This is a genomic window from Altererythrobacter sp., assembly GCF_050299635.1.
GTDB lineage: Bacteria > Pseudomonadota > Alphaproteobacteria > Sphingomonadales > Sphingomonadaceae > Erythrobacter.
On record NZ_JBNKWF010000007.1, the window covers coordinates 1 to 14,911 of the forward strand.

The following is a 14,911-nucleotide window of genomic DNA, read 5'->3' on the forward strand; positions in this document are numbered from 1 at the left end:
AGCTGTCCGGATCGCGCACGGTCAGCAGCACCTTTGCCTCGGGATAGAACTCCGCCAGTTCGCGCCAATAGCTGCAGGCCGGATAGTCCGTGGTGGAATGGAAGCCGTTGAATATCTCGTCCCAATCGGGCCGCCCCCCGATCGCATCCAGCCACAATGGCACTTGCCTCCGGCCATCTGCGAAAACCTCCGACATATGGAAGCAAGGGCCAAGGCCCAGATGTTCGAGCGCGAACTTTATCGTGAACGTAGCGGTGCGCCCAAGCCCGGCGCCGATTACTTTGAGTGCCACAAAATCCCCCTGTCCGGACCCGCAGGAAGGGTATCACAATTTCTCGCGAACAAAATTGGAATTGAGTCTTCAGGGCCACACCCCATCATATCGAGTCTCGTGAATCCCCTTTGACTCAATATCTTGTGCAGGACTCTTTTTGTTCCGTCATAACTAACGCGTCATTAACCATAATGCGCGATCATTCGGGACTTGACGCGGAGTCCCAATGGACTCACCCTGTGGATAACTCGCTGCATTGGCGAAACTCGAGGGGTAAATGATGGGGGTCTTGGAGACCGTAAAACCGCGCGCCACGCGGGCCGGGAAAGCTGTTGAAGTCGCGCGTGATGCGCAGCGCGACCTGCCCTTGGGGCTGATCCTGCCGGGCGATTGCGTGGAGGCGATGCGCAGCCTGCCCGATGCGTCGGTGGACTGCGTGTTCGCCGATCCGCCTTATAACCTGCAGCTTGGCGGCGACCTCAACCGGCCCGATGGCAGCCAGGTCGATGCCGTGACCGACGAATGGGACCAGTTTGCGAGCTTCAAGGTCTATGACGATTTCACGCGTGCATGGCTGACGGAGGCGCGCCGCGTGCTCAAGCCAGACGGATCGCTGTGGGTGATCGGCAGCTATCACAATATCTACCGCGTCGGCGCGATCCTGCAGGATCTGGGCTTCTGGATCCTCAACGACATCGTTTGGCGCAAGAGCAATCCGATGCCCAATTTCAAGGGCACGCGCTTCACCAATGCGCATGAGACGCTGCTTTGGTGCAGCCAGGGTGAGAAGGCCAAATACCACTTCAATTACCGCGCGATGAAGACGCTCAATGACGAACTGCAGATGCGCAGCGACTGGCTTCTGCCGATCTGTTCGGGCGGTGAGCGTCTCAAGGAAGGCGGGCACAAGGTGCATCCGACGCAGAAACCGGAAGCGCTGCTCTATCGCGTGCTGCTGGCGACGACCGAGAAGGGCGACGTGGTGCTCGATCCCTTCTTCGGCACGGGCACGACCGGCGCAGTGGCCAAGCGTCTGGGACGCGAATGGATCGGCTGCGAGCGTGAGGACGTCTATCGCGATGCCGCCTACAAGCGGATCGAGAAGGAACTGCCGCTCGACGAGAGCGTGATCGAGACGATGCAGAGCAAGAAGGCTGCGCCGCGCGTCGCCTTCGGCGCGCTGGTGGAGAACGGCTATCTCAAGCCGGGCACCGAAGTGTTCGACAAGAAGCGCCGCTGGATCGCCACGGTCCGCGCGGATGGCTCGCTTGCTATTGGAAAGCAGGTCGGTTCAATCCACGGGCTGGGCAAGGATCTGCAAGGCGCACCAAGCTGCAACGGCTGGAGCTTCTGGCACTATGAGGTGGACGGCGACGTCAAACCCATCGACGCCGCGCGGCAACTATACCTGCTGGCGACAGAGGATTGAGGTTGAAGGTCCGAAACTAGGGTGGAAAGCGGACATTCCGACTGATATTAGAAGCGCGTGGATTTTTCGATCATCCTGCTCCTGCCATTTAGTGCGGCGATTGCATTCACGATCTGCATTGTTGCAGCACTAAGGGGAAAATTCCGCCCAAGATTGGTTTGGCCTTTGGCTGCTTCAGCCCTTCTGGCATCGCCCGTTTTTGTAGGCCTGCCATTTCAACCAATCATTGAATGGTTCTTCTACGTCCTTCTAGTCTTGATGTGGTCAACCATTGGGACCTTGATAGGTGCTCTCCTTGCGAAGATTGCGATATGGGTTAAGCAGCTGATCAACTCCTAACGTCCGCAATGTTGTCGTTTACCGACATCCAGAATTCGTCATTCCCGCGCAAGCGGGAACCCAGTCATACCAAGGGCTTGAAGCCGAAGGATTCGGATAAGTCGTTCCAATCGGGGTTGCTCTTTTCGATCAATTCCAGCTTCCACGCCCGGTTCCATTTCTTGATCCGCTTCTCGCGCAAGATGGCATCTTCCATCGTCGCATGTGGTTCGAACCAGACGAGGCGCTTTACGCCATAGTCGCGGGTGAAACCGGGCAGGAGCCCTTCGCGATGTTTGTGAATGCGCCCCATCAAATCGGATGTGACACCGACATAGAGCGTCCCGTTGCGACGTGAGGCCAACAAATAGACCGTCGGGCAGCCTTCTAGGTTCATCAGGATCGTCTACTGGGTTCCCGCTTTCGCGGGAATGACGAAGAGGAGGGGCTTCCGTCCTTTAATCGAACGTCCGCAATTGGGTCGCAAGCGGACATTGCATTTTGAGGCCCAGACCACATCCGCTCAGGCTGAGCGGGGTTGGATGTGGCTCGCAGCCGGAATGGCAATCACGAAGCGCTACACCCTGTCCTACTTCCCTTTCCCGCAATACACCCGTGGAATGACCGCGTTTCGCTCTTCCCATCTGCGCCTGGACCCGCGATGGAAGCGGGCAAGTTTTTCTTCCCATTGGACAGTGTTCCATGTGTTCCATCCAGTAGGATTTGCCGAGTGAAGCACACACGATGACAGACCGCATCTATATCCGCCCGATCACCTTCGCGCCGGGTCCGCAGCAGGAAGATGGCAAGGCGATCCGGCTTGCGGGCGGCATGGTCTATGCCAACCGTTTCGCCGTGGTGCTGCGTAGTGGAGGAAGCATCGCGGGGCGCTGGCTGGCCGATGTGGACTCGATCGAGAATGTCCTGGCGGCCCTGCCGGAAAGCATTGCGGAAGAGGCGCAGGCGCAATGGGCGAACCTCAAGCTGCCGCACCCGCCGATGGAGCTGGGCGAGCGCGTCGTCCGGCTCGACCAGCCGCAGGTGATGGGCATCCTCAACGTCACGCCTGACAGCTTCTCCGACGGAGGGGAATTCCTCGACAATCCCGAAGCCGGGCGCGCACATGCTTCGGCCATGCTGGAAGCGGGCGCAGCGATCATCGATATCGGGGGCGAAAGCACGCGCCCCGGCGCTCCGGCGACATGGGAAGGCGACGAGAAGGACCGCGTGCTTCCGGCGGTCGAATATTGCGCGTCGATGGGCGCCGCGATCAGTGTCGACACGCGCCGTGCGGGCGTGATGGAGGCGGCGCTGGAAGCGGGCGCGCATATCGCCAACGACGTGTCCGCCATGCGTCACGATCCGCGCAGCCTGGAGCTCGCTGCGAAGAGCGGCTGTCCGGTTATACTGATGCATGCGCCCGGCAATGGGGAGGACCTCCACGCCGATGGCAACTATTCCAACGTCGTGTTCGACGTGTTTGACTGGCTGCGCGAGCGGCGCGATGCGGCGGTGGCAGCGGGCATCTCGCGCGCAAAGATCTTGCTCGATCCGGGTATAGGCTTCGGCAAGTCGCTGGCCGAAAACCTCGCACTGATCAATGCGCTGCCGCTGTTCCATGCGCTGGGCCAGCCGTTGCTGCTGGGCGCGAGCCGCAAACGGATGGTGGGCGCGCTCTCGAACGAAGCCGAAGCAGACAAGCGGCTGGGCGGCAGCGTCGCACTCGCCATCGCGGGGATGAATGCAGGTGTGCAGATCCTGCGCGTCCATGACGTGTTCGAGACGGTCCAGGCGCGCAACGTCTGGCGCGGACTGCGCGATGCGGCGCTGACAGACTTTTCAGACCTGCCGCCAGTTTGAGATGGCGGACCTGCTGGCACAGGTCGAGGCTTGTTTGCCCGGTGGGGTGCCGGTCGAGCCTGAGCGGATCGGGGAATGCACCGACGGCAAGGGCGCCTATGCGCTGCTGATCCAGCTGGCGCGACCTGTGCGGTTCGAGCGGGCGGCTCTAGGTGTGGCCATGCTGTCGGGCTGGCTGGTCTATGCCGGCAGCGCCAACGGCCCAGGAGGGTTGCGCGCGCGGCTCGCCCGGCACTTTCGCAAGGGCAAGGCGATCCGCTGGCATGTCGATGAGCTGACCACGCGCGCGGCGGACATCATGGCGCTGGCGATCCCAGGCGGATCGGAATGCGCGATTGTCGATGCGCTGCTGGCTTCGGGGCGGTTTGAAGTGGCAATGCCCGGCTTCGGCAGCAGCGATTGCAAGAACTGCGAAGCGCATCTGCTGAGTTACAACGTATAGCCCCCGTCGGCTATGAGCACCGCTCCGGTCATCGAAGCCGCAGCATCGGAAAGCAGGAAGCCGACTTGACCCGCGATCTCTTCCGCGCTCGCATAGCGGCCCAAGGGCGTCGCCATCGCGGCCATGGCCTTGAGCGCTGCGTCACGATCTCCGCCGTGCTGCGCCACCATCTCCTGGAAGAAGGGCGCCTGGTCCCAGATTGGCGTATCGACCCCGCCCGGAGCGATGGCGTTGACGCGCACGCCGCTGGGCGCGCCTTCCTTCGCGGCGACCTTGGCAAGCTGGATCACACCTGCCTTGGACGCGCCATAGGCGGCGGTGCCCGGCTCTGCCTTCAGGCCGCTTGCCGACGCCGTGAGGACGATCGAGCCGCCATCGCTCACTGTCCGCATCGCCGTGCGGAGCGAGAGGAAAGCACCGTCGAGATTGATCGAGAGGACGCGCCGCCACTCTTCAAAGCCGGTGTCAGCAATCGCCGATCCGCTTGCGACGCCAGCGTTGATCACAGCATGGTCGAGCCGGCCCAGACCCTCCTCGATCCGCTTCCACAGTTCAGGGTCGGCAGTGCTTCCGATGTGCCGCTCAACGCGACAGGAAAGCGCAAGTCGGCCGAGCCCGTCTTCGTCGACATCGACCAGCACCAGGCGCTCGATGTCATGCGCGTCCAGCCAACGCGCACAGGCCGCGCCTATGCCCGATGCGGCGCCGGTGACGAGCGCGACGCGCCCGGAAAAATCGAATGGTTCGGCCATGTGGCAGCGCTAGGTGGCCGGGGCGGCCCGATCAAGCAGCGTTATCGATGCCGAGGTCCGAAAGCTTGCGGTAGAGCGTCGAGCGTCCGATGCCGAGCCGCCGGGCGACTTCGGTCATCCGGCCGCGATAATGCCCGATCGCAAGGCGGATGACATCGGCCTCGATCTCTTCGAGCGGGCGCAAATTGCCGTCTTCGGTGTAGAGCATGACGCCCACACCTTCGTGAATCGGATTGCTGACTTCCTGTGGTTCGCCCAGCAATTCGCACAGCTGCGGGAAACTTTGCGCGGTCAGCGTCTGGTTGTCGCAGAACACCGCAGCACGAAACAGAACTGCCTGCAACTGGCGGACATTGCCGGGCCAGTCATAGGCCGCGAGGAGCGCCAGTGCATTGTCCGATACCGCGAGGTGACGCAGCCCCGGCTGTTCGCCGATCCGGGTGAGGAAATGGCGGGTCAGTGCGGGAATGTCGCCCGTCCGCTCCCGCAGGGGAGGGAGCTGGATCGTCGTCTGGCCCAGCTTTTCGAGCAGACCGGCATGGAAATGGTTCGCCTGCGCCAGTTCGCGCAGTGGGAAATTGCTGGCGCAGAGCAGGCGGACGTCGACCTTGAAACCGTGCTTCGCCCCGATGGGGCGCACGATCCCGCTATCGATCACATCGAACAAGCGCTCCTGCAGATCTTCGTTGATCCGGTCCACTTCGTCGAGCACCAGCGTGCCGCCATCGCAATGTTGCAATGCGCCGATCTGGCGATCGAATGCGCCGGGGAAGGCGTTGGGCTCATGCCCGAACAGCACCGATTCAAGCGAATTGGTGGGAACCCCGCCGATATTGATGATCCGCAAGGGAGCCTTGGCGCGGGGGCTGGCTGCGTGCATCGCGCGCAGCAACATTTCCTTGCCTGTGCCGTTTTCGCCTTCGATCAGCGCATTGGCGTGGCCGCGCGCGGCCTTGGCGGCTTGCGCCAGCGCGGTTCGGAACTTGGGCGCCGTTCCGATCATCGCCTCGAAGTCGAGTACGGCGGGCATTTTCTCGGTTAGCGGCTGAAGCTCATCCTGCGGCGCATGGCGTTCGGTCGCGGCGCGCAGCGCCTCCATCAGCCGGTCAGGCGCAATAGGCTTGATGAGATAGTCGGTCGCGCCCGCACGCATCGCTTCGACCGCCAGCAGCGGCGAAGCACTGGTAGTCAGCATCAGGATTGGCAGGGCAGGGCGGCGCGCCTTCAGTTCCTCGATCAACGAACAGGCATCGTCGCCCGGAACCCATTGATCGAGGATGATTGCGGCAAGCTGCATCCCTTCGCGCGTGCCCAGCATTGCGATGGCGGTTTCGGAATCCTCGGCCACGATCGTGCGCCAGCCCTCGCGCGCGGCGAGCGCCGAGATCAACCGGCTTTGCGCCGGTTCATCGTCTATCAGCATCAGGAGGCGCTGTTCGCTCATGGATATCCCAACAAACCGTCCCACAGTGGTACGGAACGAAGGATTAGCGCCGATGGGTAAAGACCCTATTAAGGCTGTTGCGCAATTGAGCGCCTTTTCGCCCGGTCACACCACATTTGGACGATAGTTAGACGATAGGACGCCTTGAGCAGCGCGGAATTGCGCGATAGAGCATCCCCAACCTAGCAAATCAACGGGTGGGAATCGCGTAAATGGCAACTCAGGACATGAAATCGGCAGAAAAGACCTATGGGGGCTTCATCACCTTGCTCAAATGGTCCGTGCCTTCGATAGCGCTGATCGCGCTGGTCATCGTCATCCTGATCTCCAGCTAGACCTTGCGGATCGCGATCCTGAAAGAGCGGGCGGCGGGGGAAACCCGCGTTGCCGCCACACCTGAAACGGTGAAGAAGTTCATCGGTTTGGGTGCGACGCTCGCGGTCGAGCAGGGTGCTGGCGAAAGCGCCTCAATATCAGATTCAGCATATGCGGATGCCGGGGCCAGCCTTGGTTCCGCTGCCGATGTGGTGAAGGATGCCGACATCGTGTTGGGCGTGCAGGCGCCTGACGTCATGACGCTTTCGGGTGCGAAGCCCGGCGCATGGGTGGCGGCACTGTTCGATCCCTTCGGCCAGAAAGAGCGGGTCGAAGCCTATGCGAAGGCGGGATTCGAAGCGCTTGCGATGGAATTCATGCCGCGCATCACCCGTGCGCAAAGCATGGACGTGCTTTCAAGCCAGTCGAACCTCGCCGGTTACAAGGCGGTTCTGGCTGCGGCGAATGAATATGGCCGCGCCTTCCCGATGATGATGACTGCTGCCGGCACAGTGCAGGCGGCGCGCGTCTTCATCATGGGCGTGGGGGTGGCGGGCCTGCAGGCGATCGCGACCGCCAAGCGGCTCGGCGCGCAAGTCTCTGCCACCGATGTGCGTAGCGCCACCAGGGAACAGATCCAGTCGCTTGGCGCCAAGCCGATCTTCGTCGAGAGTGTCGCAGGGATCGAAGGCGAAGGCAGCGGCGGCTATGCCACGGAAATGAGTGAGGAATACCAGAAGGCGCAGGCCGAACTGGTTTCCGGCCATATCGCCAAGCAGGATATCGTCATTACGACTGCGCTGATTCCCGGGCGCGCCGCACCGCGGCTCATCTCGGACGAACAGATCGCGACGATGAAGCCGGGCAGCGTGATTTTCGACCTCGCGGTGGCGCAGGGCGGCAATGTCGAGGGTTCTGTGCCTGACCAGGTGGTCGAGAAGCACGGGGTCAAGATCATGGGCTTTTCAAACACGCCCGCGCATTTGGCCGCCGATACATCCGCGCTGTTCGCGCGCAATCACTTCAATTTCCTCTCCGCCTTCTGGGACAAGGAAGCGGGCAAGCCGGTACTCGACGAAGAAATCGGTGACGCCGTGCGGCTGACGCGGGGCGGCGAAGTGGTGAGCGAGAGGCTGAAGGGGTAGGCCAGATGGACTTCATATCAATCCTCTCGATCTTCGTGCTGGCGTGTTTCGTCGGCTATTATGTGGTCTGGTCGGTCACGCCCGCGCTGCACACGCCGCTGATGGCGGTGACCAATGCGATATCCTCGGTCATCGTGGTGGGTGCGCTGATCGCTTCTGCGGAGGCGGGTAGCGACATTGCCAAATGGCTCGGCCTGGCTGGCGTCGTGCTGGCCAGTGTCAACATCTTCGGCGGCTTCGCCGTGACCGAGCGCATGCTGGCGATGTACAAGAAGAAGGAGAAGAAGTGATGCTTCGTCTCCTCTGTATTCCCACTGCCATTTGGGCAACATCAGCAAGCGCGCTCGAATGTCACGTCAACCCACCTCCGGGATCTGATCTGCTCGCTTGCGATGCATATGATGTCCTCACTGTCTCCGAGTCTGTGAACCCCTGGGTGGCCGTGGCCTATCTCGTGGCGGGCGTGCTGTTCATCCTGGCGCTGCGCGGGCTTTCCAGCCCCAGCACCAGCCGGGCGGGCAATCGCTATGGCATGATCGGCATGCTCATTGCTGTAGCGACTACGCTGATCACGCACGACATCGCCAATATCGCTGAGATCGGCGTTGCGATCTTCCTCGGCGGGATCATTGGCTTCACCGTCGCGCAGCGCATCGCGATGACGGCGATGCCGCAACTCGTGGCCGCGTTCCACTCGCTGGTCGGCCTAGCGGCAGTGCTGGTAGCCGTGGCCGCATTCATGAACCCCGACGCCTTCGGCATTCTCGGGGCGGACGGCAATATTCTGGCCATCAGCCGCGTCGAAATGACGCTTGGCGCAGCCATCGGTGCGATCACCTTCAGCGGTTCTGTGATCGCCTTTGCCAAGCTCAACGGCAACATGAGTGGCGCGCCGATCCTGTTGCCTATGCGCCACGTCATCAACCTCGGCACGCTGCTCGCGATCGTCGTGCTGACCGCGATGTTCGCCATGGCGCCCAGCGCGGCACCGGGTGAGAGCATGCTGTTCTGGATCGTCGTGGCGGCGGCCTTCCTCATCGGCTTCCTGCTGATCATCCCCATCGGCGGAGCGGACATGCCGGTGGTGGTGTCGATGCTGAACAGCTATTCGGGATGGGCTGCAGCGGCGATGGGCTTCACGCTGCATAACACCGCGATGATCATCACCGGCGCGCTGGTTGGCTCCTCGGGTGCCATCCTCAGCTACATCATGTGTCGTGCGATGAATCGCAGCTTCATCAGCGTGATCGCGGGCGGTTTCGGTGCGGACGAGAGCTCGGCTGGCGGCGGTGGAGGCGAGCAGCGCCCCTACAAGACCGGTAGCGCCGAGGATGCCGCCTTCATGCTCGAACAGGCTGAGAAGGTCATCATCATCCCCGGCTACGGCATGGCGGTGGCGCAGGCACAGCACGCGCTGCGCGAGATGACCGATCTGCTTGAGGAGCAGGGTGTCGAAGTGAAATTCGCCATCCACCCGGTGGCGGGCCGCATGCCCGGGCACATGAACGTGCTGCTGGCCGAAGCGAGCGTCGATTACGACAAGGTCTTCGAACTTGAGGACATCAACAGCGAGTTCGCGCAGGCCGACGTTGCCTTCATCATCGGCGCCAACGACGTGGTCAATCCCGCGGCCAAGACCGACAAGTCCTCGCCCATCTATGGCATGCCGGTGTTCGATGTGGACAAGGCCAAACAGGTCTTCTTCATCAAGCGCAGCATGGGCGGTGTAGGCTATGCGGGGGTCGACAACGACGTGTTCTACATGGACCAGACCATGATGCTTCTTTCCGACGCGAAGAAGATGGTCGAGGAAATCGTCAAGTCGCTCGATTAGGATTAGGAATCGCGCCTGACGATTGACTTACATCGCTGTAAATAGCAGCATCCATTCCATGAGGATGCTGAAAACCGCGGCCTGCATTGCCGCAATCGCGATAGCCACGCCTGCGCTGGCTGAGACCCACAATGTCGCGCCGGGAGAAGGTGCACAGGAGCGCCTGCAAGAGGCGCTGATCCTGGCACAGCCGGGCGACGAGATCGTGCTGGAGCCGGGGCGCTTTGAGTTGACCGACGGCTTGAGCCTCGATGTCGACAGTGTGACGCTGCGCGGTGCCGGGATGGGGGCGACGGTGCTCGATTTCACCGGGCAGCAGGATGCGGGCGAGGGGCTGCTCGTCACATCCGATTTCGTCACCCTGCGCGATTTTGCAGTCGAGAATCCCAAGGGCGATGGAATCAAGTCCAAGGATGCTGACGCGATTGTTTATCACAAGGTGCGTGTCACCTGGACCGGTGGGCCGCTCAGCACCAATGGCGCTTACGGGATCTATCCGGTCGAAAGCACTGGCGTGCTGGTGGATGGCTGCATCGTTTCTGGCGCATCGGACGCGGGTATCTATGTCGGCCAAAGCCGCGAGATCACCGTGCGCGGCTCGATCGTGCAGTATAATGTTGCCGGGATCGAGATCGAAAACAGCCGTGACGCCGTGGTGGAAGAGAATATCGCGACCCACAACACGGGCGGTATTCTGGTGTTCGACCTGCCTGCATTGCCGGTAATGGGCGGCGGCGATGTCGTGGTTCGTGAGAATGTCGTCACGGCCAATGACGTGGACAATTTCGCGCCTGAAGGGAACATCGTGGGCGGTGTGCCGCGCGGCACGGGCATTTTGATAATGGCCAATGAGAACGTGCTGGTGACGGAGAATGTCCTGACCGAAAACGGCACCGCGCAAGTGATGGTGGTGTCCTATCCGATGAGCTTCACCGATGAGCGCTACAATCCCTATCCGCGTAATGTGGTGGTTGGCGACAACGTCTATCGCGATGGAGGTGCTACGCCGGACCTCGAAGGTGCAGAGTTGCTGACCGCAGCCTTTGGCGGGGCCTTGCCGCCGTTGATGTGGGACGGGCTAAGCGATGGTGCAAAGCCCGCGCTGCTGGCGGTCGAAGGGACCGGCGGATGGTCCGTCAATCTGCCGCGTCAGGGGGCAGGGCCAAGTGAAGGCACTCCGGGCCCGCTGGCAGTGCCCGAACCCGATTCCGCTGCCCTGCCGAGCGCCACGGGTGCGCCCGAGGAACTGCAGCAACGCATTCGCGGCTGATGGCTGGCCGCTTCCTCCTTGCTTTCGCGGGACTGGCGCTGGTCGGTGCTGCCGCGCTGCAGGCGACGCCGCCTGGCAGTGTGAATCAGGCTGCGATTCTCGATGAAGGACTGCCGCGCTCGCTTTCCGAATATGGCTTCTTCGCCGATGGCGGTGCACAAGTGCCGGGCAAGGGCGTCACCCCCTATCGGCTCAACACGCCGCTCTATTCGGACGGGGCGGAAAAGCTGCGCTACGTCTATGTCCCGAACGGGCAGAAAGTGCTGGCGGAGGGCGAAGGACTCCTGCGGCTCCCGGTCGGTTCGGCGCTGATCAAGACCTTTGCCTTTCAAGAAGGCGGAAAGCGGCGCTTGATTGAGACGCGGGTGCTGCTGCACCGCGCGGATGGTTGGCTGGCGCTGCCTTATCAATGGAACGAGGAGCAGACCGAAGCTCGGCTGGTTGTGGCGGGTGCGCGGCTGCCAGTAACGACTCCATCGGGCGAGCAGATCAGCTACCGCATCCCCAACAAGAACCAGTGCAAGGAATGCCACGGCCTTGATGGAGCGGTGACGCCGATCGGGCCGAAGTCGCGCAACCTCTCGCGCGAGTGGCTGGAAGGCATGGTCGAGGCTGGGCATCTCGATGCGGTGCCCGAAGGTGCCGACCTCATTCCGCTATGGGAGAATCGTGAGCGCGCGAGCGTGGAGGCCGCTGCGCGCGGATACCTCGAGGTCAATTGCGCGCATTGCCATCAGCCCGGCGCCACGGCGTCCAACAGTGGGCTCGACCTGCGCTGGGAGCAGCACGATCCTATGGCAATCGGGATCATGAAACGGCCCGTTGCAGCGGGCAGGGGTGCCGGCGGGCTCGAATTCGGTATCGTACCAGGCAAGCCCGACGAATCTATCCTTGCCTTTCGCATGGAATCGATCGAACCGGGCGTTGCCATGCCCGAATTGGGCAAGGGCACCGTCGATCCCGATGGCGTTGACATCGTTCGGCGATGGATCGGACAGATGCCACACTGACCTTGCCGGGCCAATACGCCGCTGCCGGGCCTGTATTTCGATAAACATATGTAATATAGAGAATATCCGGCAGAATTGGCACTGCCTCCCAAGCCCTATGGACGCCGCGGCACGGGTTTCGCTAGACATGGTGTTCTGTATCAGGGAGCCAAGATGCGCAAACTCGGGATGATCGGCGGTTTGAGCTGGGTCTCAACGGCGATGTATTATGACCGGATCAACCGTGCGGTGCAGCGCCGCGTGGCACCGATGGCAAGCGCCCCTCTCTTGATTGAGAGCCTGGATTTCCATCAGCTCTGGGGCCTGTTGGAAGACCAGGATTGGAAGCGTGCGGAAACAGTGCTGGTCGACAGCGCCAGACGCCTTGAACAGGCGGGAGCCGAGGGGCTGCTCATCTGCGCGAATTCCGGGCACCGCCTCTATGATGAGATTGCGGCGGCAATCGATATTCCCGTCCTGCATATCGCCGAATGCGTCGGCGTTGCGATGGAGAAGGCGGGGTGCAAGAATGCCGCGCTGATCGGTACGCGCAATGTGATGATCGAAGGCTTCTATCGCCAGCGTCTGGTGGCTCACGGTGTCGACTTGCTGCCGCCCGACATGACGAATGTCGAAGCGATCGACCGGATTATCTATGAGGAACTGGTGGTCGGGAAAGTCACGCGCAGCGCGGAACGCACATTGCGCACGATCATCACCCGCAAGGAACAGGAAGGCGCCAAGGCGATCGTGCTGGCCTGTACGGAGCTGGACCTGCTGGTCGATGTCGATGCCAATGTCCTGCCGGTGTTCGACAGCACCCGCATCCATTGCGATGCTGCCCTGGAATGGATTCTGGGGGAGGAGTAGCGACGTGATCTCAAGGCAGCGTGAGCCCGCGCTGCGACGATGCCCGATATTTGCCGTTGTTGTTGGCAGGCGGCTAACCTAAGCAACGCGCGGACATGACAAGAGCAATCTACGCCGCAGATCCGTCCGCGCCGCGCGGGCGCGAGTTCGCTCTCGACCGGGGCGGATCGCGCGGGCCGCGCAGCGAATTCCAGCGCGACCGCGACCGCATCATCCATTCGATGAGCTTTCGTCGCCTGCGATCGAAGACGCAGGTCTTCATTGCGCCGGAGGGCGATCACTACCGCACGCGGATGACGCACAGCCTGGAAGTGGCGCAAGTCGCGCGCGTGATCGCGCGGGCACTGGGGCTGGACGAAGACCTGACTGAAGCGCTCAGCCTGGCGCATGACCTGGGCCATCCGCCCTTTGGCCATGCAGGGGAATCCGCACTGGGTGAAGCGATGCAGCGGCACGGCGGCTTCTGCCACAATGCCCAGGCGCTGCGGACCGTGATGCGGCTCGAAAGCCCTTATCCCGAGCATGAAGGGCTCAATCTGTCGTGGGACCTTCTGGAAGGCCTCGCCAAGCACAACGGACCGGTCGCCGCGCCGAACTGGGCGCTGGCCGAACTGGACGAGGCTTTCCCGCTCGATCTGGGGCAGTGGCCGTCGCTGGAGGCGCAGGTCGCGGCGGTGGCGGACGACATCGCCTATGACAATCACGACATCGACGATGGTCTGCGCGCAGGCTTCCTGACGGTGGAAGATTTGCTCGAACTGGATTTCCTCGCGGACCAGTGGCGGGCTGTCGAAAAACGCTTTCCCCATGCGCCGCGCGACCGGCAATTGCGCGAGCTCGTGCGCGACCAGATCGGCCTGATGGTCAACGATGTGATCGAACACACGCGCGAGCAGGTGAAGGGTGTCGGTTCGGTTGCCGAAGTTCGCGATGCGGGCCGTCAATTGGCCGGATTCTCGCCCGGCATGGCGGTTGAAGAACGCGGGTTGAAGAAGTTTATGTACCAGCGGCTGTATTATCATACGGATCAGGTTGCCGCCGCCGAACGGGCGCGAGACGTAGTCGCGCGGCTCTATGCCGCCTATTCGCAGGACGCTTCGCTGATGCCCGACGAATGGCGGGCCAGCCTTCCGAAGGACAATCCGCAGCGCAGCCGCGTGATTGCCGATTTCATCGCCGGGATGAGCGACCGGTTTGCGATCGAGCGTTGCGCGGCGATTTATGGCGAACGGCCTGGCGGTCTAAGCAATGTCTGAACCAGTCCGGGTGGCCCTGGTGGGTGCGACCGGCCTGATCGGTCGTTCGATTATCGAGGAATCGATCGGCCGCCGAGACGACGTGCAGATCGTTGCCATCGCCCGGCGCGAGATGAAGCTGCCGCAGGGCGCCAAGATGGAAATGGTCATTGCCGAGCCCGCCAATTGGGGCGAAGTGCTGGGGGTAGTGATGCCGAACGTGCTCATCTCCGCCCTTGGCACCACCTGGAAACGCGCGGGCAAAAGCGAAAGCGCCTTTCGCGCTGTCGATTACGATCTGGTACTCGACACCGCCCGCGCTGCCGTCAAGCTGGGGATTGAGCACATGGTCTCGGTCAGCTCCGCCGGAGCCAATCCCGCGTCAAAAAATCTGTATCTGCGGGTGAAGGGCGAAGCGGAGCGCGACCTGTCTAAGGTGGGGTTCAAGCGGCTCGATCTCTTGCAGCCCGGATTGCTGAGGGGGTCGCGCGAACGCGACATACGTTTCGGCGAGGGATTCGCGCGCGCGGCCAGCCCTCTGATCGATCCGCTGATGCGAGGCAAGTGGCGCGCCTATCGCTCGATCAAGGCGGAAACTGTCGCAGATGGAGCGCTGAAGCTCGCATCGCGTAAAGCCGCCGGCCGGTTTACCCATGACAATGAATCGATCTGGCGCGCCGCACGCGATTGGGCAAAGCGCGCAGCTTAGACACGCTCTAGGCAGGCCTCATTCG

The 14,911-nt window shown here is 62.1% G+C and carries 16 protein-coding genes; 12 read left to right on the forward strand and 4 right to left on the reverse strand.

Annotated features, from left to right (window positions below; all coding sequences use genetic code 11):
- On the reverse strand, positions 1–292 hold a 292-nt coding region (locus tag ACQY6C_RS04865), incomplete at its 3' end, for a sulfotransferase family protein (protein WP_427965537.1).
- A 262-nt stretch (positions 293–554) separates the two neighbouring features.
- Here ACQY6C_RS04865 and ACQY6C_RS04870 point away from each other — a divergent pair.
- Entirely contained in the window at positions 555–1,703 is a 1,149-nt protein-coding gene (locus ACQY6C_RS04870; protein ID WP_427965925.1) for a site-specific DNA-methyltransferase, read from the forward strand.
- A 403-nt stretch (positions 1,704–2,106) separates the two neighbouring features.
- On the opposite strand, the gene ACQY6C_RS04875 is transcribed toward ACQY6C_RS04870, so the two are convergent.
- Positions 2,107–2,418, reverse strand: coding sequence for a GIY-YIG nuclease family protein (locus tag ACQY6C_RS04875; protein WP_427965539.1), 312 nt, complete (start codon positions 2,416–2,418; stop codon positions 2,107–2,109).
- A 347-nt stretch (positions 2,419–2,765) separates the two neighbouring features.
- On the opposite strand from ACQY6C_RS04875, the gene folP reads away from it, so the two are divergent.
- Together folP and ACQY6C_RS04885 are read left to right on the forward strand one after the other, a co-directional pair.
- Complete coding sequence (gene folP, locus ACQY6C_RS04880) at positions 2,766–3,881, forward strand: dihydropteroate synthase (protein ID WP_427965542.1); 1,116 nt, start codon at positions 2,766–2,768, stop codon at positions 3,879–3,881.
- A 1-nt stretch (position 3,882) separates the two neighbouring features.
- Entirely contained in the window at positions 3,883–4,323 is a 441-nt protein-coding gene (locus ACQY6C_RS04885) for a GIY-YIG nuclease family protein (RefSeq protein ID WP_427965545.1), read from the forward strand.
- Here the strand turns inward: ACQY6C_RS04885 and ACQY6C_RS04890 are convergent.
- The gene (locus tag ACQY6C_RS04890; protein WP_427965548.1) at positions 4,311–5,075 is read right to left on the reverse strand and encodes an SDR family NAD(P)-dependent oxidoreductase; all 765 of its coding nucleotides are present in this window, start codon (positions 5,073–5,075) and stop codon (positions 4,311–4,313) included. The genes ACQY6C_RS04885 and ACQY6C_RS04890 overlap by 13 nt on opposite strands.
- Positions 5,076–5,106: 31 nt before the next feature.
- Entirely contained in the window at positions 5,107–6,519 is a 1,413-nt protein-coding gene (locus tag ACQY6C_RS04895; protein ID WP_427965551.1) for a sigma-54-dependent transcriptional regulator, read from the reverse strand.
- A 212-nt stretch (positions 6,520–6,731) separates the two neighbouring features.
- Here ACQY6C_RS04895 and ACQY6C_RS04900 point away from each other — a divergent pair, with 212 nt between their 5' ends.
- The 9 genes from ACQY6C_RS04900 (at position 6,732) to ACQY6C_RS04940 (ending at position 14,886) form a co-directional block, all read left to right on the forward strand.
- Positions 6,732–6,854, forward strand: coding sequence for a hypothetical protein (locus ACQY6C_RS04900; protein WP_427965552.1), 123 nt, complete (start codon positions 6,732–6,734; stop codon positions 6,852–6,854).
- 3 nt (positions 6,855–6,857) lie between these two features.
- Positions 6,858–7,979 carry an NAD(P) transhydrogenase subunit alpha gene (locus tag ACQY6C_RS04905; protein WP_427965555.1) on the forward strand — a complete coding sequence of 374 codons (1,122 nt, stop codon included), beginning with the start codon at positions 6,858–6,860 and terminating at the stop codon, positions 7,977–7,979.
- A 5-nt stretch (positions 7,980–7,984) separates the two neighbouring features.
- Entirely contained in the window at positions 7,985–8,269 is a 285-nt protein-coding gene (locus tag ACQY6C_RS04910) for an NAD(P) transhydrogenase subunit alpha (RefSeq protein ID WP_427965558.1), read from the forward strand.
- Between the two features lie 134 nt (positions 8,270–8,403).
- Entirely contained in the window at positions 8,404–9,813 is a 1,410-nt protein-coding gene (locus ACQY6C_RS04915) for an NAD(P)(+) transhydrogenase (Re/Si-specific) subunit beta (protein ID WP_427965561.1), read from the forward strand.
- A 58-nt stretch (positions 9,814–9,871) separates the two neighbouring features.
- Positions 9,872–11,083 (forward strand): parallel beta-helix domain-containing protein, encoded by a 1,212-nt coding sequence (locus ACQY6C_RS04920; protein ID WP_427965564.1) that lies wholly within the window; start codon positions 9,872–9,874, stop codon positions 11,081–11,083.
- The gene (locus ACQY6C_RS04925) at positions 11,083–12,093 is read left to right on the forward strand and encodes an SO2930 family diheme c-type cytochrome (protein ID WP_427965567.1); all 1,011 of its coding nucleotides are present in this window, start codon (positions 11,083–11,085) and stop codon (positions 12,091–12,093) included. Before ACQY6C_RS04920 ends, ACQY6C_RS04925 begins: the two co-directional genes overlap by 1 nt.
- A 153-nt stretch (positions 12,094–12,246) precedes the next feature.
- Positions 12,247–12,942: an aspartate/glutamate racemase family protein gene (locus tag ACQY6C_RS04930; protein ID WP_427965570.1), complete on the forward strand. Its 696-nt coding sequence runs from the start codon at positions 12,247–12,249 to the stop codon at positions 12,940–12,942.
- A gap of 95 nt (positions 12,943–13,037) precedes the next feature.
- Entirely contained in the window at positions 13,038–14,198 is a 1,161-nt protein-coding gene (locus ACQY6C_RS04935; protein WP_427965573.1) for a deoxyguanosinetriphosphate triphosphohydrolase, read from the forward strand.
- Complete coding sequence (locus ACQY6C_RS04940; RefSeq protein WP_427965576.1) at positions 14,191–14,886, forward strand: NAD(P)H-binding protein; 696 nt, start codon at positions 14,191–14,193, stop codon at positions 14,884–14,886. Before ACQY6C_RS04935 ends, ACQY6C_RS04940 begins: the two co-directional genes overlap by 8 nt.
- Positions 14,887–14,911 lie beyond the last annotated feature (25 nt).

Coding starts and splice junctions, on each gene's coding strand:
- ACQY6C_RS04890 (WP_427965548.1), bottom strand. CDS start 5,075: ATGGCCGAACCATTCGATTTTTCCGGGCGCGTCGCGCTCGTCACCGGC.
- folP (WP_427965542.1), top strand. CDS start 2,766: ATGACAGACCGCATCTATATCCGCCCGATCACCTTCGCGCCGGGTCCG.
- ACQY6C_RS04875 (WP_427965539.1), bottom strand. CDS start 2,418: ATGAACCTAGAAGGCTGCCCGACGGTCTATTTGTTGGCCTCACGTCGC.
- ACQY6C_RS04935 (WP_427965573.1), top strand. CDS start 13,038: ATGACAAGAGCAATCTACGCCGCAGATCCGTCCGCGCCGCGCGGGCGC.
- ACQY6C_RS04930 (WP_427965570.1), top strand. CDS start 12,247: ATGCGCAAACTCGGGATGATCGGCGGTTTGAGCTGGGTCTCAACGGCG.
- ACQY6C_RS04900 (WP_427965552.1), top strand. CDS start 6,732: ATGGCAACTCAGGACATGAAATCGGCAGAAAAGACCTATGGGGGCTTC.
- ACQY6C_RS04870 (WP_427965925.1), top strand. CDS start 555: ATGGGGGTCTTGGAGACCGTAAAACCGCGCGCCACGCGGGCCGGGAAA.
- ACQY6C_RS04910 (WP_427965558.1), top strand. CDS start 7,985: ATGGACTTCATATCAATCCTCTCGATCTTCGTGCTGGCGTGTTTCGTC.
- ACQY6C_RS04925 (WP_427965567.1), top strand. CDS start 11,083: ATGGCTGGCCGCTTCCTCCTTGCTTTCGCGGGACTGGCGCTGGTCGGT.
- ACQY6C_RS04920 (WP_427965564.1), top strand. CDS start 9,872: ATGAGGATGCTGAAAACCGCGGCCTGCATTGCCGCAATCGCGATAGCC.
- ACQY6C_RS04940 (WP_427965576.1), top strand. CDS start 14,191: ATGTCTGAACCAGTCCGGGTGGCCCTGGTGGGTGCGACCGGCCTGATC.
- ACQY6C_RS04885 (WP_427965545.1), top strand. CDS start 3,883: ATGGCGGACCTGCTGGCACAGGTCGAGGCTTGTTTGCCCGGTGGGGTG.
- ACQY6C_RS04895 (WP_427965551.1), bottom strand. CDS start 6,519: ATGAGCGAACAGCGCCTCCTGATGCTGATAGACGATGAACCGGCGCAA.